Below are 16043 nucleotides of genomic sequence, written 5' to 3'. Positions count from 1 at the left end.
CCCATGCAGATCGCCGTCCTGCTCTACGACCGCTTCACCGCCCTCGACGCCGTCGGCCCCTACGAGCTCCTCGCGCGCCTGCCCGGAGCCGAGACCGTCTTCGTCGCCAAGGAGACCGGCCCGGTCCGGGGCGACCAGGGCAGCATCGCCCTCGTCGCCGACCGGAGTCTCGCCGACGTGCCGCACCCGGACATCGTGCTCGTCCCCGGCGGTCCCGGCGCGCGCCTGGCCATGCACGACCCGGAGATCCTCGCCTGGCTCCGTACCGCCGACGCCACCAGCACCTGGACCACCTCGGTCTGCACCGGCTCCCTGGTCCTCGGGGGCGCCGGCCTGCTCTCCGGCCGCCGGGCCACCAGCCACTGGCTCGCACTCGACGACCTGAAGCCGCTCGGGGCCGAACCCACCGGCGAGCGCGTCGTCTTCGACGGCAAGTACGTCACCGCCGCCGGGGTCTCCTCCGGCATCGACATGGCCCTGCACCTGCTCGGCCGGATCGCGGGGGACGAGACGGCCCAGACGATCCAGCTGCTGACCGAGTACGACCCGCAACCGCCCTACGACGCGGGCTCACCGGCCAAGGCCCCTGCCGCGATCGTCGCGCACTGGCGCGGCGAGAAGGTCCTCGTCCAGGAGGGCTGAGACACCGGGCCCGGGGGTCACACCCCGTACGTGAAGCGGGGCGCTCGGCGCTCCAGGAAGGCGGCGACCCCCTCCGCGGTGTCGCCGCTGCCCCGCGCCTGCTCCGCCCAGTGCGCGTCGCGGTCCGTACGGCCGTCCGCGAACTCCTTCGCCGCGGCCTGCGTCAGCTGCGAGCGCGAGACCAGCACTCGGGCGAACTCGGCCACGCGCTTGTCCAGTTCGCCCGCCGGCAGCACCTCGTCGACCAGGCCGGTGCGCAGCGCCCGGGCTGTGTCGATCAACTCGCCGGAGAAGAGCAGGTACTTGGCGGCCGCCGGCCCGACGAGCGCGGCGAGGCGCCGGGTCGAGGAGGACGGATAGACGATGCCGAGCTTCGACGGGGTGATCCCGAAGAGCGCGCCCTCCTCGGCGAACCGCAGGTCGCAGGCGGCGGCCAGCTGACTGCCGCCCCCCACGCAGTAGCCGCGCACGGCGGCGAGCGTCGGCTTGGGGAAGGCGGCGAGCGCCTCCTCGGCCCGTACCGCGAGCGACTGCTGCTCGTCGCCCGGCTCCCGCAGCGTGGAGATGTCCGCGCCGGCGCAGAAGGTCCCGCCCTCGCCGGTGAGGACCAGCGCGCGCACCGTGCGGTCGGCCGCGAGCGGGGCGAGCAGCGCGGGCAGGCTCCGCCACATCCCGGCCGTCATGGCGTTGCGCTTGGCCGGGTTCGCGATGAGGACGGTGGCGATCCCGTCGGCGACGGAGGTCTTCAGCTGCGGCTCGGTGGGCTCCATGCGGCGGATGCTATCCGGGCCGCCCGACCGTACGATCAAGAAGGGGCAGCGAGGAGGAGACGCGCATGATCCGGGAGTCCCACGACGCGGTACGGGAGAGCAAGAGGCTCAGCCGCAGCTTCGGCTGGCTCGCACTGCTCGGCGCGCTGCTCGTCCTCGGCGGGATTGTCGGTCTTGTCTACACGGGCGTCGCCACGCTCACGTCGATGCTCCTGTTCGGCTGGCTGCTGCTCGTCGGCGGTGTCGTGGGGCTGCTGCACGCCATCGAGTCCCGTGGCACCAGCTACTTCTGGCTGGCCGTCGTGGTCGCCGCGCTGAACCTCGCCGCCGGTGTGGTCGTCATCCGTCACCCGGAGGGCTCGGCCGAGGCGCTGACCATGTTCGCCGCGCTGCTCTTCCTCACCGGTGGTGTCTTCCGGCTGGTGGGGAGTGCGGTGGTGCGCGGGCCGCAGTTCGGCTGGACGCTGCTGCAAGGGGCGTTCGGGCTGCTGCTCGGTGTGCTCGTGCTCCTCGACTGGCCCGACAGCAGCCGCTATGTCATCGGCTGCTTCTTCTCGCTGGCGCTGCTCTTCGACGGGCTCGGCCTGATCGCCATCGGCGTCGGGGGCCGGCGGATCGTCGGCTTGGTCGCACCCCCGGAAGCCACTCTTCCGAAGACGTCAGAAGAAGATCAGGATCAGTCGAACAACTGACGTTGGCATACTCACCCGATCAAAAGCCGGTCGATAAGTGTCGACTTATGGTCAGTAGCCCGGTGCGGACCGGCGGATTACCAAGACTCGACCTGTGGCGACAATCGAGCACGAGGGTGGGAGCCGGACTATGGAGAGCCGCGGGAGCGTGCCCGCCCGGCCACCGTCCTACGAAGGGGTCTGGCGCTTCACCGCTCCCGCGGTCGACGTCTCCGTTCCGCAGGCCAGGCATGCTGTACGCGATCTTCTGATCCGTCAAGGAGTACCGGTCCACGAGGACACCGTCCAAGGACTGCTCCTGATCGTCTCGGAGCTGGTGACCAACGCCGTCAAGCACGCGGCGCTGCTCTCCCCGGAAGTGGCGGTGGAGGTGGCCATCGGAGCGGAGTGGATCCGGGTGTCCGTCGAGGACAACCATCCCTACCGCCCCAAGGCGCTGGAGGCGGACTACGGCCAGACGGGCGGCCGCGGGCTGCTCCTGGTGCGGGAGACCGCGCTGGAGGCGGGCGGGACGTGCGACGTGGAGCACACCGCGAGCGGCGGCAAGATCATCTGGGCCGCGCTGCCCCTGACCCCACGGATGACGGCGCCCGGAGGCGTGCCCGCGCCGCCCGGAACCCTGCCGGGCGGCGTCCCCGGAACCGTGCCCGCGCCCGGTGGCGCTCCCCCGTACGGAAACGTTCCCCCGGCCGGGATCACCAGCCCCCGGCCGGACCCGTCAGCTCCCTGATCGCCGGACGCGCCGCGTCCAGCACGGTCATGAACCAGGCGGAGAACGGCGCGGTCGCGTGCCGCTCGGCCAGCTCGGCCGCCGTCACGAAGGCGGCCTCCTCGACCTCCTCCGGGTCCGGCCGCAGCTGTGCCTGCACCATGCCGACGAAGAGGTGGTTGTACTCCTGCTCCACCAGGCCCGAGGCCGGGTCCGGGTGGTTGTAGCGGACGGTGCCCGCCTCGGCGAGCAGCGAGGGCGAGACGCCCAGCTCCTCGTGGGTACGCCGGGCGGCGGCCGCGAACGGCGCCTCGCCCGGGTACGGGTGACCGCAGCAGGTGTTCGACCAGACACCGGGGGAGTGGTACTTGCCGAGCGCGCGGCGCTGCAGCAGCAGACGGCCCGCCTCGTCGAAGAGGAACACCGAGAACGCGCGGTGCAACTGCCCCGGCGCCTGATGCGCGGCGAGCTTCTCGGCCGTGCCGATGGTGTTGCCGTCCTCGTCGACCAGCTCGAGCATGATCGACGCCTGGACGCCGTTCGAAGAGACTCCGTTCGGCGAGCTGTGTGCCGCGGTGGCTGGTGTGGTCGGCATACCCGTCCTTCGCTTCGGTGTCGGCCCGGTGGGGGCACCTCAGTCTGCCGTACAAAAGCGGCTTGTCCGTACTTCGGCGGCCGGACGCGGCCGTGCCCACCGCACCGGAGTACATCCCGGTGCGGCGGGCACGGCCGTCAGGTCAGCCGCCGAACACCCCCGGACAGCCGACCGCGCCCGAGGACACGGGATCGCAACCGCCCGGGACCAGGGCCGTCATGGCCTCCTCCGCGACCCGGAGACCCGGCCCGGCCCCGTACCGCGAATCCGGTACGGGGCCGAACTCCGGGTCGTACTCCGGGTGGCCGAGCACCTCCCCGTGGGTCACCGGGTGTCGGCGGGCCGCAGGACATAGCCGGTGTAGCCGTACTCCCCGCCGTGGTCCCGGCGCAGGGCGATCTCCTCGCGGGTGGAGGCGAGCGCCTCGGCCATGCCCGGCGCGGCGGGGTTCGCGGCGTCGGCCCGCTCGCCGAGCGGGCCGTAGTACGCGTCCCAGTCGCTCTCGGGCTGCGGAACGACGCCGAGGACGCGATAACCGGCCGCGACGCATGCCGCGGTGTTCTCGGCGGTGGTACGGAGCCGGTAGTGCCGCTCCCAGAACGCGCGGGCCTCCGGGCCCGGCTCGTCGACGGTCCACTCGCACTCGGTGAGCACCAGCGTGCCCCCGGGGGCGAGCAGCCTCCGCCAGGAGGCGAGCGCGGTGTCGAAACCGATGGAGTAGGCCGAGCTCTCGGCCCAGACGAGATCGAAGGACCCGTCCGGGAGCGGAAGCTCGCCCATGTCGGCGTGGAGCGTACGGATCGAGTCGCCGAGGCCCCGGGCGTCGGCGGCCTCGCGCAGCTCCCGCAGGAACGGCTCGTGCAGATCCACCGCCGTCACCTCGGCGCCCGCCTCGGCGGCCAGGAGCAGCGCGGCGCGGCCGGGCCCGCAGCCCAGGTCGAGCGCGCGCGGACGCTCGGGAAGCTGGCTGGGGCTCCCCCCGCGCCCCCCAGGGGCGTAGAGGGCGAGTGCCAGCAGGCGGCGGGTGGTGGTGTCGGAACCCGGGCCCTGCCGCGGAAGACCGTGGTGCAGGGCGAAGAACGCTTCGTACAGAGCGTTGTTGTTGTCGGACAACGTGGGAAACCCTTGTGTGAGAGGGGCCCCGGCCGATGCCGTGACATGCCGGTCCCGTGATGCGGGGAACCGGGGAATCAGATCAGCCGGAGACCCGGGAGCTGAAGCCGGACCGGGCGCTGCCGCACTGGGCAGCCTCCATCGCGACGGTCATCGACCTCAGCTCCTCTCCACCTCACGTCCGTCCGAGGAGACTAACAGGGATCACAGACACAGCTTGGCCTCGTGCGCCGCGTGGCCTGCGGGCTCCAGCTGGAAGGTGCAGTGCTCCACATCGAAGTGCGAGCCCAGGCATCCCTGCAGGTCGTGCAGCATCTTCTCGTGCCCCACCGAGTCCAGGGCGGCCTGGTCGACCACCACGTGGGCGGAGAGGACCGGCATCCCGGAGGTGATCGTCCAGGCGTGCAGGTCGTGGACGTCCTCGACGCCGGGCAGGGCCAGTATGTGCGACCGCACCTCCGCCATGTCGACGCCCTTGGGGGCCGACTCCAGGAGCACGTCCAGTGTCTCGCGCAGCAGCTTGACCGTGCGGGGCACGATCATCAGGCCGATCAGGATCGACGCGATCGGGTCCGCGTACTGCCAGCCGGTCGCGAGGATGACGCCGGCGGCGACGAGCACCGTCACCGAACCCAGCGCGTCCGCGAGCACCTCCAGATAGGCCCCGCGCACATTGAGGCTCTCCTTCTGCCCGCGGACGAGCAGGGAGAGCGAGATCATGTTGGCGACCAGACCGATCAGCGCGAACGTGATCGTCAAGCCGCCCTTGGTCTGGGCCGGCTCGATGAACCGCTGGATCGCCTCGTACAGCACATAACCGCCGACGCCGAGCAGCAGCAGACAGTTGGCGAGCGCGGCCAGGATCTCCGCCCGGGCGAAGCCGAAGGTGCGGTTCTCGGTGGGTGGACGGTTGGCGAAGTGGATCGCGAGCAGGGCCATCGCCAGGCCGACCGCGTCGGTCGCCATGTGGGCCGCGTCGGCGATCAGCGCGAGCGAGTCGGCGAGGATGCCGCCGACGATCTCGATCACCATCACGGAGAGGGTGATCGTGAGCGCGACGCGCAGCCGGCCCTTGTAGGCCGCCGCCGCCGTACCCGTCGGCGGCGGGCCGCCGTGGCTGTGCCCGTGATCGTGTCCAGCCCCCATGACAAGGCCTCCCGGTCGTGTCGTTCCTGTGCCCCGAGGGGCAAGTGAACTACGGGTGGGGGGTATCCGCAACACGGCACTGAACACCGTTGTCAACTGCCTGACCTGCGGTTATGTCCGCAGGTCAGGCGCTCGCGGCGATCATGGCCGTTGCAGGCGCGGGCGGACACCGGCGGCGGGAGGCGGCGGGACGCGGTTTGTGGGGCGGGGCGCCGATCGCCCATGATGATCTCCGCAGGACGCGGTCCGCTCGCGGTGATGCGAGTGGGCCCGGGGGAGTCCTCGTCGCGAAGCCTCGGTGAACTCGCGCTTTCGTTCATCCGATAGCCTCGGCCGACGTGCCGCCGCCCGACGCCGGGCCGCACCCACCATGCCCGGGGCCGTGTGCCAAGGGCCCGCCGGCCCCGTCCGCCAGCTCCAAGGAGTGAGTTCGTCTGTCGACCGCCATCCTCACCGGTCCGCCGGCACCCGGATCATCGCTCGACGGCGATCTGCGGTCGCTCGGCTTCGACGTCAGGGTCGCCTCGGGGCCGCACGAGACGGGCGCACTGCTCGCCGCCGTACCGGCCGCCGAACGCGTCGCCGTGGTCGACCCCCGGTTCGTCGGACACCTCCACGCACTGCGCCTGGCCCTCACCGACCCCCGCTTCCCCGCGGCCGCCGCCCCCGGTGTGCTCTCGGCCCAGGGCGAGGCCCGTCCGGCGCTGACCCGCGCGCTGGCCGACGCCCCGGCGGGCGAGAGCCTGCCCGACGCCCTCGCCGACGCCCTCGGCGCCGACGGCGTGGCCGTGCACCGCCCCGAGCTCGGTTCGCTCGTCGCCGCCGTGCCGGTCGACGCCGAGGCCCGCCACGCGGCCCGCGCCGCCGTCGCCGCCGTCGACGACGAGGCCGTCCGCCTGCGCTCCGCGGTCAAGGCCCACGACGGCTTCTTCACGACCTTCTTCATCAGCCCGTACTCCCGTTACATCGCCCGCTGGTGCGCCCGGCGCGGGCTGACCCCCAACCAGGTCACGACCGCCTCGCTGCTCACCGCGCTCGTCGCGGCCGGCTGCGCCGCCACCGGCGAGCGCGGCGGCTACCTCGCCGCCGGCGTCCTGCTCCTCGTCTCCTTCGTCCTGGACTGCACCGACGGGCAGCTCGCCCGCTACTCCCTCCAGTACTCCACGATGGGCGCCTGGCTCGACGCCACCTTCGACCGCGCCAAGGAGTACGCCTTCTACGCGGGCCTCGCCCTCGGCGCCGCACGCGACGGCGACGACGTCTGGGCGCTCGCGCTGGGCGCGATGGTCCTGATGACCTGCCGCCATGTCGTGGACTTCTCCTTCAACGAGGCGAACCACGACGCCCAGGCCAACACGAGCCCCACCGCGGCCCTCTCCGACCGGCTGAACAGCGTCGGCTGGACCGTCTGGGCCCGCCGCATGATCATCCTTCCGATCGGCGAGCGCTGGGCGATGATCGCGGTCCTCACCGCCGTCACCACGCCCCGCGTCGTCTTCTACGCCCTGCTCGTCGGCTGCGCCTTCGGCGCCTGCTACACCACGGCCGGTCGCGTCCTGCGCTCGGTGACCCGCAAGGCGCGCCGCACCGACCGCGCCGCCCAGGCGCTCGCCGACCTCGCGGACCCGGGCCCGCTCGCCGAGCTGGTGGCCAAGGCCGCGCGGCGACCCCTGCCCGTACCGCCGCCGGTGCTCGCCCTGCTCGGCGCCGCGCTCCTGTTCGGGGTCGCCGCGACCCAGGACATCGGCAGTTGGGCCGTCGTCGGCGCCGCCGCCGGCTACGCGATCCTCGCCGGGCTCGCCGTCGCCCGCCCCCTCAAGGGCGCCCTCGACTGGCTCGTCCCGCCCGTCTTCCGCGCCGCCGAGTACGGCACCGTCCTTCTGATCGCCGCCCAGGCGGACGCCCCCGGGGCGCTGCCCGCCGCATTCGGGCTGATCGCGGCGGTCGCCTACCATCACTACGACACGGTGTACCGCATCCGCGGCGGCACCGGCGCGCCGCCCTCGTGGCTGGTGCGCACCATCGGCGGTCACGAGGGCCGCACGCTCCTGGTGACCCTGCTCGCCGCTCTGCTCGCGAGCCGTGGCGACGACTTCACCCTGGCGCTCACCGCCCTCGCGGTCGCCGTTGCGCTCGTGGTGCTCGTGGAGTCCATCCGCTTCTGGGTGTCCTCCGGAGCACCCGCCGTACATGACGAAGGAGAAACAGCATGATTGGCCTCGTACTGGCAGCCGGTGCCGGAAGGCGTCTGCGCCCCTACACCGACACGCTCCCGAAGGCCCTCGTGCCTGTCGACGGTGACACCACCGTCCTCGACCTGACTCTGAAGAACTTCGCGGAGGTCGGCCTCACCGAGGTCGCCATCGTCGTCGGCTACCGCAAGGAGGCCGTGTACGACCGCAAGGCGGCCCTGGAGGAGAAGTACGGCGTCACGCTCACCCTGATCGACAACGACAAGGCCGAGGAGTGGAACAACGCCTACTCCCTGTGGTGCGCCCGTGACGTCCTGAAGAAGGGCGTCATCCTCGCCAACGGCGACACCGTGCACCCGGTCTCCGTCGAGAAGACCCTGCTCGCCGCGCGCGGCGACGGCCAGAAGATCATCCTCGCCCTCGACACGGTGAAGAGCCTCGCCGACGAGGAGATGAAGGTCGTCACCGCCGACGGCAAGGGCGTCCAGCGCATCACCAAGCTGATGGACCCGGCCGACGCCACCGGCGAGTACATCGGCGTCACCCTCATCGAGGCCGAGGCCGCCGAGGAGCTCGCCGACGCCCTGAAGGCCACCTTCGAGCGCGACCCCGACCTCTACTACGAGGACGGCTACCAGGAGCTCGTCAACCGCGGCTTCACCGTCGACGTCGCGCCCATCGGCGACGTGAAGTGGGTGGAGATCGACAACCACGACGACCTGGCGAAGGGCCGTGACATCGCGTGCCAGTACTGACCCGGCTCATTCCGTCGCCGGTCGTCGTCGACATCCGCCGAGGAGCGCTGGAGGACCTGTCCGCGCTCCTCGCGGACCAGCGGATCTCCAGCAACGGCAAGATCGCCGTCGCCATCAGCAGCGGCTCCGGCGTCAAGCTGCGTGACCGCTTCGCCCCCGAGCTGCCCGGCGCCGACTGGTACCCCGTCGAGGGCGGCACCATCGACGCGGCCGTCAAGCTCGCCGACGCGATGCGCGGCCAGCGGTACGACGCCGTCGTCGCGCTCGGCGGCGGCAAGATCATCGACGTGACCAAGTACGCGGCGGCCCGTGTCGGCCTGCCGCTGGTCGCCATCGCCACGAACCTGTCGCACGACGGCATCTGCTCGCCGATCTCCACCCTCGACAACGACAACGGCCGCGGCTCCTACGGCGTCCCGACCCCGATCGCGCTGGTCATCGACCTCGACGTGATCCGGGACGCCCCGGTGCGCTTCGTCCGCTCCGGCATCGGCGACGCGATCTCCAACCTCTCCGCCATCGCGGACTGGGAGCTCTCGCACGCCCAGACCGGCGAGAAGGTCGACGGCCTGGCCGCGGCCATGGCCCGCAGCGCGGGCGAAGCGGTGCTCCGGCACCCCGGCGGCGTCGGCGACGACGACTTCCTCGTCACCCTCTCCGAGGGCCTGGTGATGTCCGGCATCGCCATGTCCATCAGCGGCGACAGCCGGCCCTCCTCGGGCGCCTGCCACGAGATCAGCCACGCCTTCGACCTGCTCTTCCCGGCCCGCGCGGCCAGCCACGGCGAGCAGTGCGGCCTCGGCGCGGCCTTCGCGATGCACCTGCGCGGCGCGCGCGACGAGTCCGCGCTGATGGTCGACACCCTGCGCCGGCACGGCCTGCCCGTGCTGCCGGAGGAGATCGGCTTCAGCGTGGACGAGTTCGTCCGGGCCGTCGAGTTCGCCCCGCAGACCCGTCCGGGCCGCTTCACCATCCTCGAACACCTCGACCTGTCCACAGACGAGATCAGGGACGCGTACGCCGACTATGCCAAGACCATCCGTAGCTGAGCTCCGTCCGGTCGTCCACCCGGCGGGAGTGAAGGACCGGCGCAGCGGTGAGCACTGGGGCGGCCGCCTGTACATGCGGGAGGTCTCGCTGCGTATCACCCGGCATCTGGTCGGCACCCGGGTCACGCCCAACCAGCTGACCTATGTGATGACCGTGTGCGGCGTCCTCGCCGCCCCGGCCTTGCTGATCCCGGGCATCTGGGGCGCCGTCCTCGGCGTCGTCGCGGTCCAGCTCTACCTGCTGCTCGACTGCGTCGACGGCGAGGTGGCCCGCTGGAAGAAGCAGTTCTCGCTGGGCGGTGTCTACCTGGACCGGGTCGGCGCCTACCTGTGCGACGCGGCGGTCCTCGTCGGCTTCGGCCTGCGCGCCGCCGACCTGTGGGGTCCGGGGCGCGTCGACTGGCTGTGGGCCTTCCTCGGCACCCTCGCCGCCCTCGGCGCCATCCTGATCAAGGCCGAGACCGACCTGGTCGGCGTCGCCCGCCACCAGGGCGGGCTGCCGCCGGTCAAGGAGGCGGCCTCCGAGCCGCGCTCCTCCGGCATGGCGCTGGCCCGCAAAGCCGCCGCCGCGCTCAAGTTCCACCGGCTGATCCTCGGCATCGAGGCCTCGCTGCTGATCCTGGTCCTCGCGATCGTGGACGCCGCCCGGGGCGACCTGTTCTTCTCGCGGCTCGGTGTCGCGGTCCTCGCGGGCATCGCGCTGGTCCAGACCCTGCTGCACCTGGTGTCGATCCTGGCGTCGAGCCGGCTGAAGTGAGGACAAGCGTGAGTACGCCGATGAAGCTGGGCGCCGTCATCATCACCATGGGCAACCGGCCCGACGACCTGCGCGCCCTTCTCGACTCGGTCGCCAAGCAGGACGGCGACCCGATCGAGGTCGTCGTGGTCGGCAACGGCGCCCCCGTCACCGGGGTGCCGGACGGCGTCCGCACCATCGAGCTGCCGGAGAACCTGGGCATCCCCGGCGGCCGCAACGTCGGCATCGAGGCCTTCGGCCCCGGCGGCACCGACGTGGACGCCCTGCTCTTCCTGGACGACGACGGTCTGCTGGCCGGCACGGACACCGCCGAGCTGATCCGGCAGGCGTTCACCGCCGACCCGCGGCTGGGCATCATCAGCTTCCGGATCGCGGACCCGGAGACCGGCGTCACCCAGCGCAGGCACGTACCGCGCCTGCGGGCAGCCGACCCCATGCGCTCCTCGCGGGTGACCACCTTCCTCGGTGGCGCCAACGCCGTCCGTACGAAGGTGTTCGCCGAGGTCGGCGGCCTGCCGGACGAATTCTTCTACGCCCATGAGGAGACCGATCTCGCCTGGCGCGCCCTCGACGCCGACTGGATGATCGACTACCGTTCCGACATGGTGCTGCTCCACCCCACCACCGCGCCATCCCGGCACGCGACCTACCACTTCAACGTGGCGCGCAACCGCGTGTGGCTGGCTCGCCGCAACCTCCCCGCACCCCTGGTTCCGGCGTATCTCGGTGTCTGGCTGTTGCTCACGCTGGCACGGCGGCCGTCCGTCTCCGCCCTCAAGGCATGGTTCGGCGGTTTCCGGGAAGGGTGGACGACTTCCTGCGGACCGCGCCGCCCCATGAAGTGGCGTACGGTGTGGCGGCTGACCCGACTGGGACGCCCACCCGTCGTCTGACATCGTGGTACCCGACTTGCCGCGCATCTTGAATACGAAAGTTTCGACTTGTGAGTGACACAACCCACGACGGTGCGGTCGCGACGAGCTCCCCGCCGTCCGCCGACGACGGCCTGAGCCCCGCCGCGCTCGCCGCCAAGCACGGTCTGTCGGTCAGCGGCGCCCGGCCGGGGCTCTTCGAGTACGTCCGGCAGCTGTGGGGCCGGCGCCACTTCATCCTGGCCTTCTCCCAGGCGAAGCTCACCGCCCAGTACAGCCAGGCCAAGCTCGGCCAGCTCTGGCAGGTGGTCACCCCCCTGCTCAACGCGATGGTCTACTTCCTGATCTTCGGACTGATCCTGGAAGCCGACCGGGGCATGACGCGCGAGGTGTACATCCCCTTCCTCGTGACCGGCGTCTTCGTGTTCACCTTCACCCAGAGCTCCGTCATGGCCGGGGTCCGGGCGATCTCCGGCAACCTCGGTCTGGTACGGGCGCTGCACTTCCCCCGCGCCTCTCTCCCGATCTCCTTCGCGCTCCAGCAGCTCCAGCAGCTGCTGTTCTCGATGATCGTGCTCATCGCCATCGCGGTCGCCTTCGGCAGCTACCCGTCGCTCAGCTGGCTGCTGATGATCCCCGCGCTGGTCCTGCAGTTCCTCTTCAACGCCGGTCTGGCCATGATCGTGGCGCGGATGGGCGCCAAGACGCCCGACCTCGCCCAGCTGATGCCCTTCATCATGCGCACCTGGATGTACTCGTCCGGCGTGATGTTCTCGATCCCGGTGATGCTCGCGGACCAGCCGGCCTGGATCGCCGACCTCCTTCAGTACAACCCGGCCGCCCTGCACATGGACCTGATCAGGTTCGCCCTGATCGACGGCTACGTCTCCGACAACCTGCCGCCGCACGTCTGGTTCGCCACGCTCGCCTGGTCCGTGCTCGTGGGCCTGGGCGGCTTCGTCTACTTCTGGAAGGCCGAGGAGAGGTACGGCCGTGGCTGAGACCGGCACTCAGGGACGCGTTCCCACCGTCATCGCGGACAACGTCCACATCGTCTACCGCGTCAACGCCGGCGGCGGCGGCAAGGGAAGCGCCACCGCCGCGCTGAACCGCATCATCCGCCGGAAGAAGAGCGACAGCGCCCGCGGCGTCCGCAAGGTGCACGCCGTGCGCGGAGTCACCTTCACCGCCTACCGCGGAGAGGCCATCGGCCTCATCGGCTCCAACGGCTCCGGCAAGTCGACCCTGCTGCGCGCCATCGCCGGGCTGCTCCCCACGGAGAGCGGCAAGGTGTACACCGACGGCCAGCCCTCGCTCCTCGGGGTCAACGCGGCGCTGATGAGCGACCTCACCGGCGAACGCAACGTCATTCTCGGCGGTCTCGCCATGGGCATGACCAAGGAGGAGATCCGCGACCGGTACCAGGGCATCGTCGACTTCTCCGGCATCAACGAGAAGGGCGACTTCATCAGTCTGCCGATGCGCACGTACTCCTCCGGTATGGGCGCCCGGCTCCGCTTCGCCATCGCGGCCGCCAAGAACCACGACGTCCTCATGATCGACGAGGCGCTCGCGACCGGCGACCGCAAGTTCCAGATCCGCTCCGAGGAGCGGATCCGCGAGCTCCGCAAGGAGGCCGGCACGGTCTTCCTGGTCAGCCACAGCAACAAGTCGATCAGGGACACCTGCGATCGAGTGCTGTGGCTGGAGAAGGGCGAGCTGCTGATGGACGGGCCCACGGAAGAGGTCCTCAAGGCGTACGAGCGCGAGACCGGGAAGTAGCTCCGCACCTCGCGCGAACGGGTCCTGCCGGCGACAACCGGCAGGACCCTCGCCGTTTCCGCGCGTCGAGCCCCGACCTGGAATGTTCATGCGGTCAACATCGGGCAGGATGAGCCCATGGCAGCCTTCTCGGGGGGAAAGTCCTACCACCACGGCGATCTGCGCAACGCGCTGATCGCCGCGGCCGTCGACCTCGCCACCGAAGGCGGCCCCGAACGGGTCGTGCTGCGCGAGGCCGCGCGCCGGGTCGGCGTCTCGCCCACCGCCGCCTACCGCCACTTCGACGGGCGGGGCGAGCTGCTGCGCGCCGTCAAGATCCACGCCCAGCGGGCGCTCGCCGACGCCATGGACCGCGCCGCCGCCCGCACCCCGGGCGCCGACGATCCCGCCGTCGCCGCCGAGCTGCGGCTCGCCGCCCTCGGCCGCGGCTACGTCGGCTTCGCCCTCGACCAGCCCGGGCTCTACCGCGCCGCCTTCTGCACCCCCCGACCCTCCTGCGCGGACCGCTTCGCACCCGCCGTACCCGCCGCGGAGTCCGAACCCGAGATCCGGGCGTTCACGCTGCTCACCGACGCGCTGGCCGCCCTGGCCCGGACCGGCCGCGTCCAGGACCGGGCCCGGCCGGCGACCGAGGTGGCGGCATGGTCCGCCGTGCACGGACTGTCCCTCCTGCTGCTCGACGGTCCCCTCCGGCGGCTCCCCGCGCAGCGCCGCCACGACGTCGTCGAGTCCACCCTCGCCATGGTCGTCTCCGGCGCCCGCGCCGAGTGAAGGCCGACGGAGAGTGAACTTCCGCCACCCGAAGGAAAGTTGACGCGCACGGCGAAGTTTTCCCGGTGTGCTCCGCACCCCGGAGCGGCGTCGGGCGTTGTACAACGTAAGCTGTAGCGGTGCTGATTCGTGGCAAGTGGGGCGATACCCCCTAGCATCCCGGCCGCCAGGCGGTGATCCCTCCGGGGAAGACCGGTGGCGTGTCCGAAATAGGATGGATTGGATCGGCAGTGTAGAACAGGAGATGTGACGGCCATGACGCGAAATCTCCAGCTCCCCGAGGGTGTCGCCGTCCCCGCGTCGGGCAGCCCTCAGTGACGGGATCCCGGCAGGTGCGCCCCGACGCCACATCGCGCGCCACGCTCGACAAGGCCACGGACGAGAACTTCCCCGTGGCCCCCTTCTTCCTGCCACGGGCCTGGCGCGACGACCTCATGGCCGTGTACGGCTACGCCCGCCTCGTCGACGACATCGGCGACGGCGACCTCGCGCCCGGCGGCGCCGACGCCCGCCACCTCGGCGTCGACCCCGGCCGGGCCGAGGACCGGCTCGCGATGCTGGACGCCTTGGAGGCCGATCTCGCGCGGGTCTTCGGCTCCACGCACGGCACCCCCCGGCACCCGCTGCTGCGGGCGCTCCTGCCGACCGTCCAGCGCTGCGGCCTCACCCCCGACCCCTTCCTCGGGCTGATCGAGGCCAACCGCCAGGACCAGCTCGTACGCCGCTACGAGACCTACGACGACCTCGTCGCCTACTGCGAACTCTCCGCCAACCCCGTCGGCCGTCTCGTCCTCGCGATCACCGGCACCCAGACCCCCGAGCGCGTCCGCCGCTCCGACGCGGTCTGCACCGCCCTGCAGATCGTCGAGCACCTCCAGGACGTCGCCGAGGACCTCCGCCGGGACCGGATCTATCTCCCCGCCGAGGACCTGAAGCGGTTCCACGTCACCGAGGCCGACCTCGCCCGGCCGACCGCCGGCGCGTCGGTGCGCGCCCTGATCGCCTTCGAGGCCGCACGCGCCCGGGCGCTCCTCGACGACGGAACCCCCCTGATCGGCAGCGTCCACGGCAGGCTGCGCCTGCTGCTCGCGGGCTTCACCGCCGGCGGGCACGCGGCGCTCGACGCGATCGCCGCCGCCGGTTTCGACGTCCTGCCGAGGCCCCCCAAGGCCACCACAGCGAGTCTGATGCGCCAAGCGGGAACGGTCCTGCTCCGAGCGCGGAGAGAGGGGTGAGCCGCCCCGTGGAGGAACAGACGGAGGCGTCCGCACCGGTACAGGCGGCGTACAGCTACTGCGAGGCCGTCACCGGACAGCAGGCCCGCAACTTCGCCTACGGGATCCGACTGCTGCCCACCGAGAAGCGGCAGGCCATGTCGGCGCTGTACGCCTTCTCCCGGCGCGTCGACGACATCGGCGACGGCACCCTCGCGCCCGACGCCAAGCGGGACCGGCTCGAATCCACCCGCGCCCTGCTGGACCGGATCCGCAAGGGCGCCGTGGACGAGGACGACACCGACCCCGTCGCCGTCGCGCTCACCGACGCGTCCCGCCGCTTCCCGATCCCGCTCGGCGGCCTCGACGAACTCATCGACGGCGTACTGATGGACGTCCGCGGCGAGACGTACGAGACCTGGGAGGACCTCAAGGTCTACTGCCGGTGCGTCGCCGGCGCCATCGGACGGCTCTCGCTCGGCGTCTTCGGCACCCAGCCCGGCGCCCACGGTGCCGAGCGCGCCCCCGAGTACGCCGACACCCTGGGGCTCGCCCTCCAGCTGACCAACATCCTCCGTGACGTACGGGAGGACGCCGGGAACGGGCGCACCTACCTGCCCGCCGACGACCTGGCCAAGTTCGGCTGCGGCGACGGCTTCACGAGCGACACACCGCCGGCCGGGGCCGACTTCACCGGACTCGTCCACTTCGAGGTCCGCCGCGCACGGGCCCTGTTCGCCGAGGGCTACCGCCTGCTGCCCATGCTCGACCGGCGCAGCGGTGCCTGTGTCGCCGCCATGGCCGGGATCTACCGGCGCCTGCTCGACCGGATCGAACGCGACCCCGAGGCCGTCCTGCGCGGACGCGTCTCCCTGCCCGGTCGGGAGAAGGCGTACGTCGCCGTGCGCGGCCTCTCCGGCCTCGACACCCGCCACATCGCCCGCCGCACCGTCAGGAGGCGCGCGTGACGCCCCCGTACGAGCC

General features: G+C 71.7%; 15 protein-coding genes and 2 pseudogenes. 13 read left to right on the top strand and 4 right to left on the bottom strand.

The annotated features are described in order from the left end of the window. The first annotated feature begins 3 nt into the window (after nucleotides 1–3). Entirely contained in the window at nucleotides 4–642 is a 639-nt protein-coding gene (locus tag ACWDX6_RS06405) for a DJ-1/PfpI family protein (RefSeq protein WP_451483796.1), read from the top strand. Between the two features lie 17 nt (nucleotides 643–659). Here the strand turns inward: ACWDX6_RS06405 and ACWDX6_RS06400 are convergent, their stop codons facing one another. Continuing rightward, nucleotides 660–1412, bottom strand: coding sequence for an enoyl-CoA hydratase/isomerase family protein (locus tag ACWDX6_RS06400; protein ID WP_451483795.1), 753 nt, complete (start codon nucleotides 1410–1412; stop codon nucleotides 660–662). A gap of 65 nt (nucleotides 1413–1477) precedes the next feature. On the opposite strand from ACWDX6_RS06400, the gene ACWDX6_RS06395 reads away from it, so the two are divergent. Beyond that, complete coding sequence (locus ACWDX6_RS06395; protein WP_451483794.1) at nucleotides 1478–2104, top strand: HdeD family acid-resistance protein; 627 nt, start codon at nucleotides 1478–1480, stop codon at nucleotides 2102–2104. 130 nt (nucleotides 2105–2234) lie between these two features. Next, nucleotides 2235–2687 (top strand): annotated as a pseudogene (locus ACWDX6_RS06390) (ATP-binding protein); the annotation flags it as partial. 112 nt (nucleotides 2688–2799) lie between these two features. Here ACWDX6_RS06390 and idi read toward each other — a convergent pair. The 3 genes and pseudogenes from idi to ACWDX6_RS06375 all read right to left on the bottom strand — a co-directional run bounded on the left by idi (nucleotide 2800) and on the right by ACWDX6_RS06375 (nucleotide 5667). Next, nucleotides 2800–3408 carry an isopentenyl-diphosphate Delta-isomerase gene (gene idi, locus ACWDX6_RS06385; RefSeq protein ID WP_451483793.1) on the bottom strand — a complete coding sequence of 203 codons (609 nt, stop codon included), beginning with the start codon at nucleotides 3406–3408 and terminating at the stop codon, nucleotides 2800–2802. Nucleotides 3409–3735: 327 nt separating this feature from the next. Then, nucleotides 3736–4521 (bottom strand): annotated as a pseudogene (locus tag ACWDX6_RS06380) (class I SAM-dependent methyltransferase); the annotation flags it as partial. 204 nt (nucleotides 4522–4725) lie between these two features. Next, nucleotides 4726–5667, bottom strand: a complete 942-nt coding sequence (locus tag ACWDX6_RS06375) for a cation diffusion facilitator family transporter (protein WP_451483792.1) — start codon at nucleotides 5665–5667, stop codon at nucleotides 4726–4728. Nucleotides 5668–6101: 434 nt separating this feature from the next. Between ACWDX6_RS06375 and ACWDX6_RS06370 the strand changes: the two genes are divergently transcribed. From ACWDX6_RS06370 to hpnD, 10 genes are all read left to right on the top strand, one after another. Next, nucleotides 6102–7880, top strand: coding sequence for a DUF5941 domain-containing protein (locus ACWDX6_RS06370; RefSeq protein WP_451483867.1), 1779 nt, complete (start codon nucleotides 6102–6104; stop codon nucleotides 7878–7880). After that, nucleotides 7877–8614 carry a phosphocholine cytidylyltransferase family protein gene (locus ACWDX6_RS06365; RefSeq protein WP_451483791.1) on the top strand — a complete coding sequence of 246 codons (738 nt, stop codon included), beginning with the start codon at nucleotides 7877–7879 and terminating at the stop codon, nucleotides 8612–8614. Before ACWDX6_RS06370 ends, ACWDX6_RS06365 begins: the two co-directional genes overlap by 4 nt. Beyond that, the gene (locus tag ACWDX6_RS06360; protein ID WP_451483790.1) at nucleotides 8602–9663 is read left to right on the top strand and encodes an iron-containing alcohol dehydrogenase family protein; all 1062 of its coding nucleotides are present in this window, start codon (nucleotides 8602–8604) and stop codon (nucleotides 9661–9663) included. Before ACWDX6_RS06365 ends, ACWDX6_RS06360 begins: the two co-directional genes overlap by 13 nt. Next, entirely contained in the window at nucleotides 9641–10420 is a 780-nt protein-coding gene (locus ACWDX6_RS06355) for a CDP-alcohol phosphatidyltransferase family protein (protein ID WP_451483789.1), read from the top strand. The genes ACWDX6_RS06360 and ACWDX6_RS06355 overlap by 23 nt, the downstream gene beginning before the upstream one ends. 20 nt (nucleotides 10421–10440) lie before the next feature. After that, entirely contained in the window at nucleotides 10441–11313 is an 873-nt protein-coding gene (locus ACWDX6_RS06350) for a glycosyltransferase family 2 protein (protein WP_451483866.1), read from the top strand. A gap of 50 nt (nucleotides 11314–11363) precedes the next feature. Then, nucleotides 11364–12293 carry an ABC transporter permease gene (locus tag ACWDX6_RS06345; RefSeq protein WP_451483788.1) on the top strand — a complete coding sequence of 310 codons (930 nt, stop codon included), beginning with the start codon at nucleotides 11364–11366 and terminating at the stop codon, nucleotides 12291–12293. Continuing rightward, nucleotides 12286–13074 (top strand): ABC transporter ATP-binding protein, encoded by a 789-nt coding sequence (locus ACWDX6_RS06340; RefSeq protein WP_451483787.1) that lies wholly within the window; start codon nucleotides 12286–12288, stop codon nucleotides 13072–13074. Before ACWDX6_RS06345 ends, ACWDX6_RS06340 begins: the two co-directional genes overlap by 8 nt. A 117-nt stretch (nucleotides 13075–13191) precedes the next feature. Beyond that, nucleotides 13192–13845 (top strand): TetR/AcrR family transcriptional regulator, encoded by a 654-nt coding sequence (locus ACWDX6_RS06335; protein ID WP_451483786.1) that lies wholly within the window; start codon nucleotides 13192–13194, stop codon nucleotides 13843–13845. A 314-nt stretch (nucleotides 13846–14159) separates the two neighbouring features. Continuing rightward, the gene (gene hpnC, locus ACWDX6_RS06330; protein ID WP_451483785.1) at nucleotides 14160–15080 is read left to right on the top strand and encodes a squalene synthase HpnC; all 921 of its coding nucleotides are present in this window, start codon (nucleotides 14160–14162) and stop codon (nucleotides 15078–15080) included. Next, the gene (gene hpnD, locus ACWDX6_RS06325; protein ID WP_451483784.1) at nucleotides 15077–16027 is read left to right on the top strand and encodes a presqualene diphosphate synthase HpnD; all 951 of its coding nucleotides are present in this window, start codon (nucleotides 15077–15079) and stop codon (nucleotides 16025–16027) included. The genes hpnC and hpnD overlap by 4 nt, the downstream gene beginning before the upstream one ends. The last annotated feature ends 16 nt before the right edge of the window (nucleotides 16028–16043 follow it).

The organism is Streptomyces sp. NPDC003027 (assembly GCF_053591435.1).
This window is presented reverse-complemented; position numbering and strand designations above follow the sequence as displayed.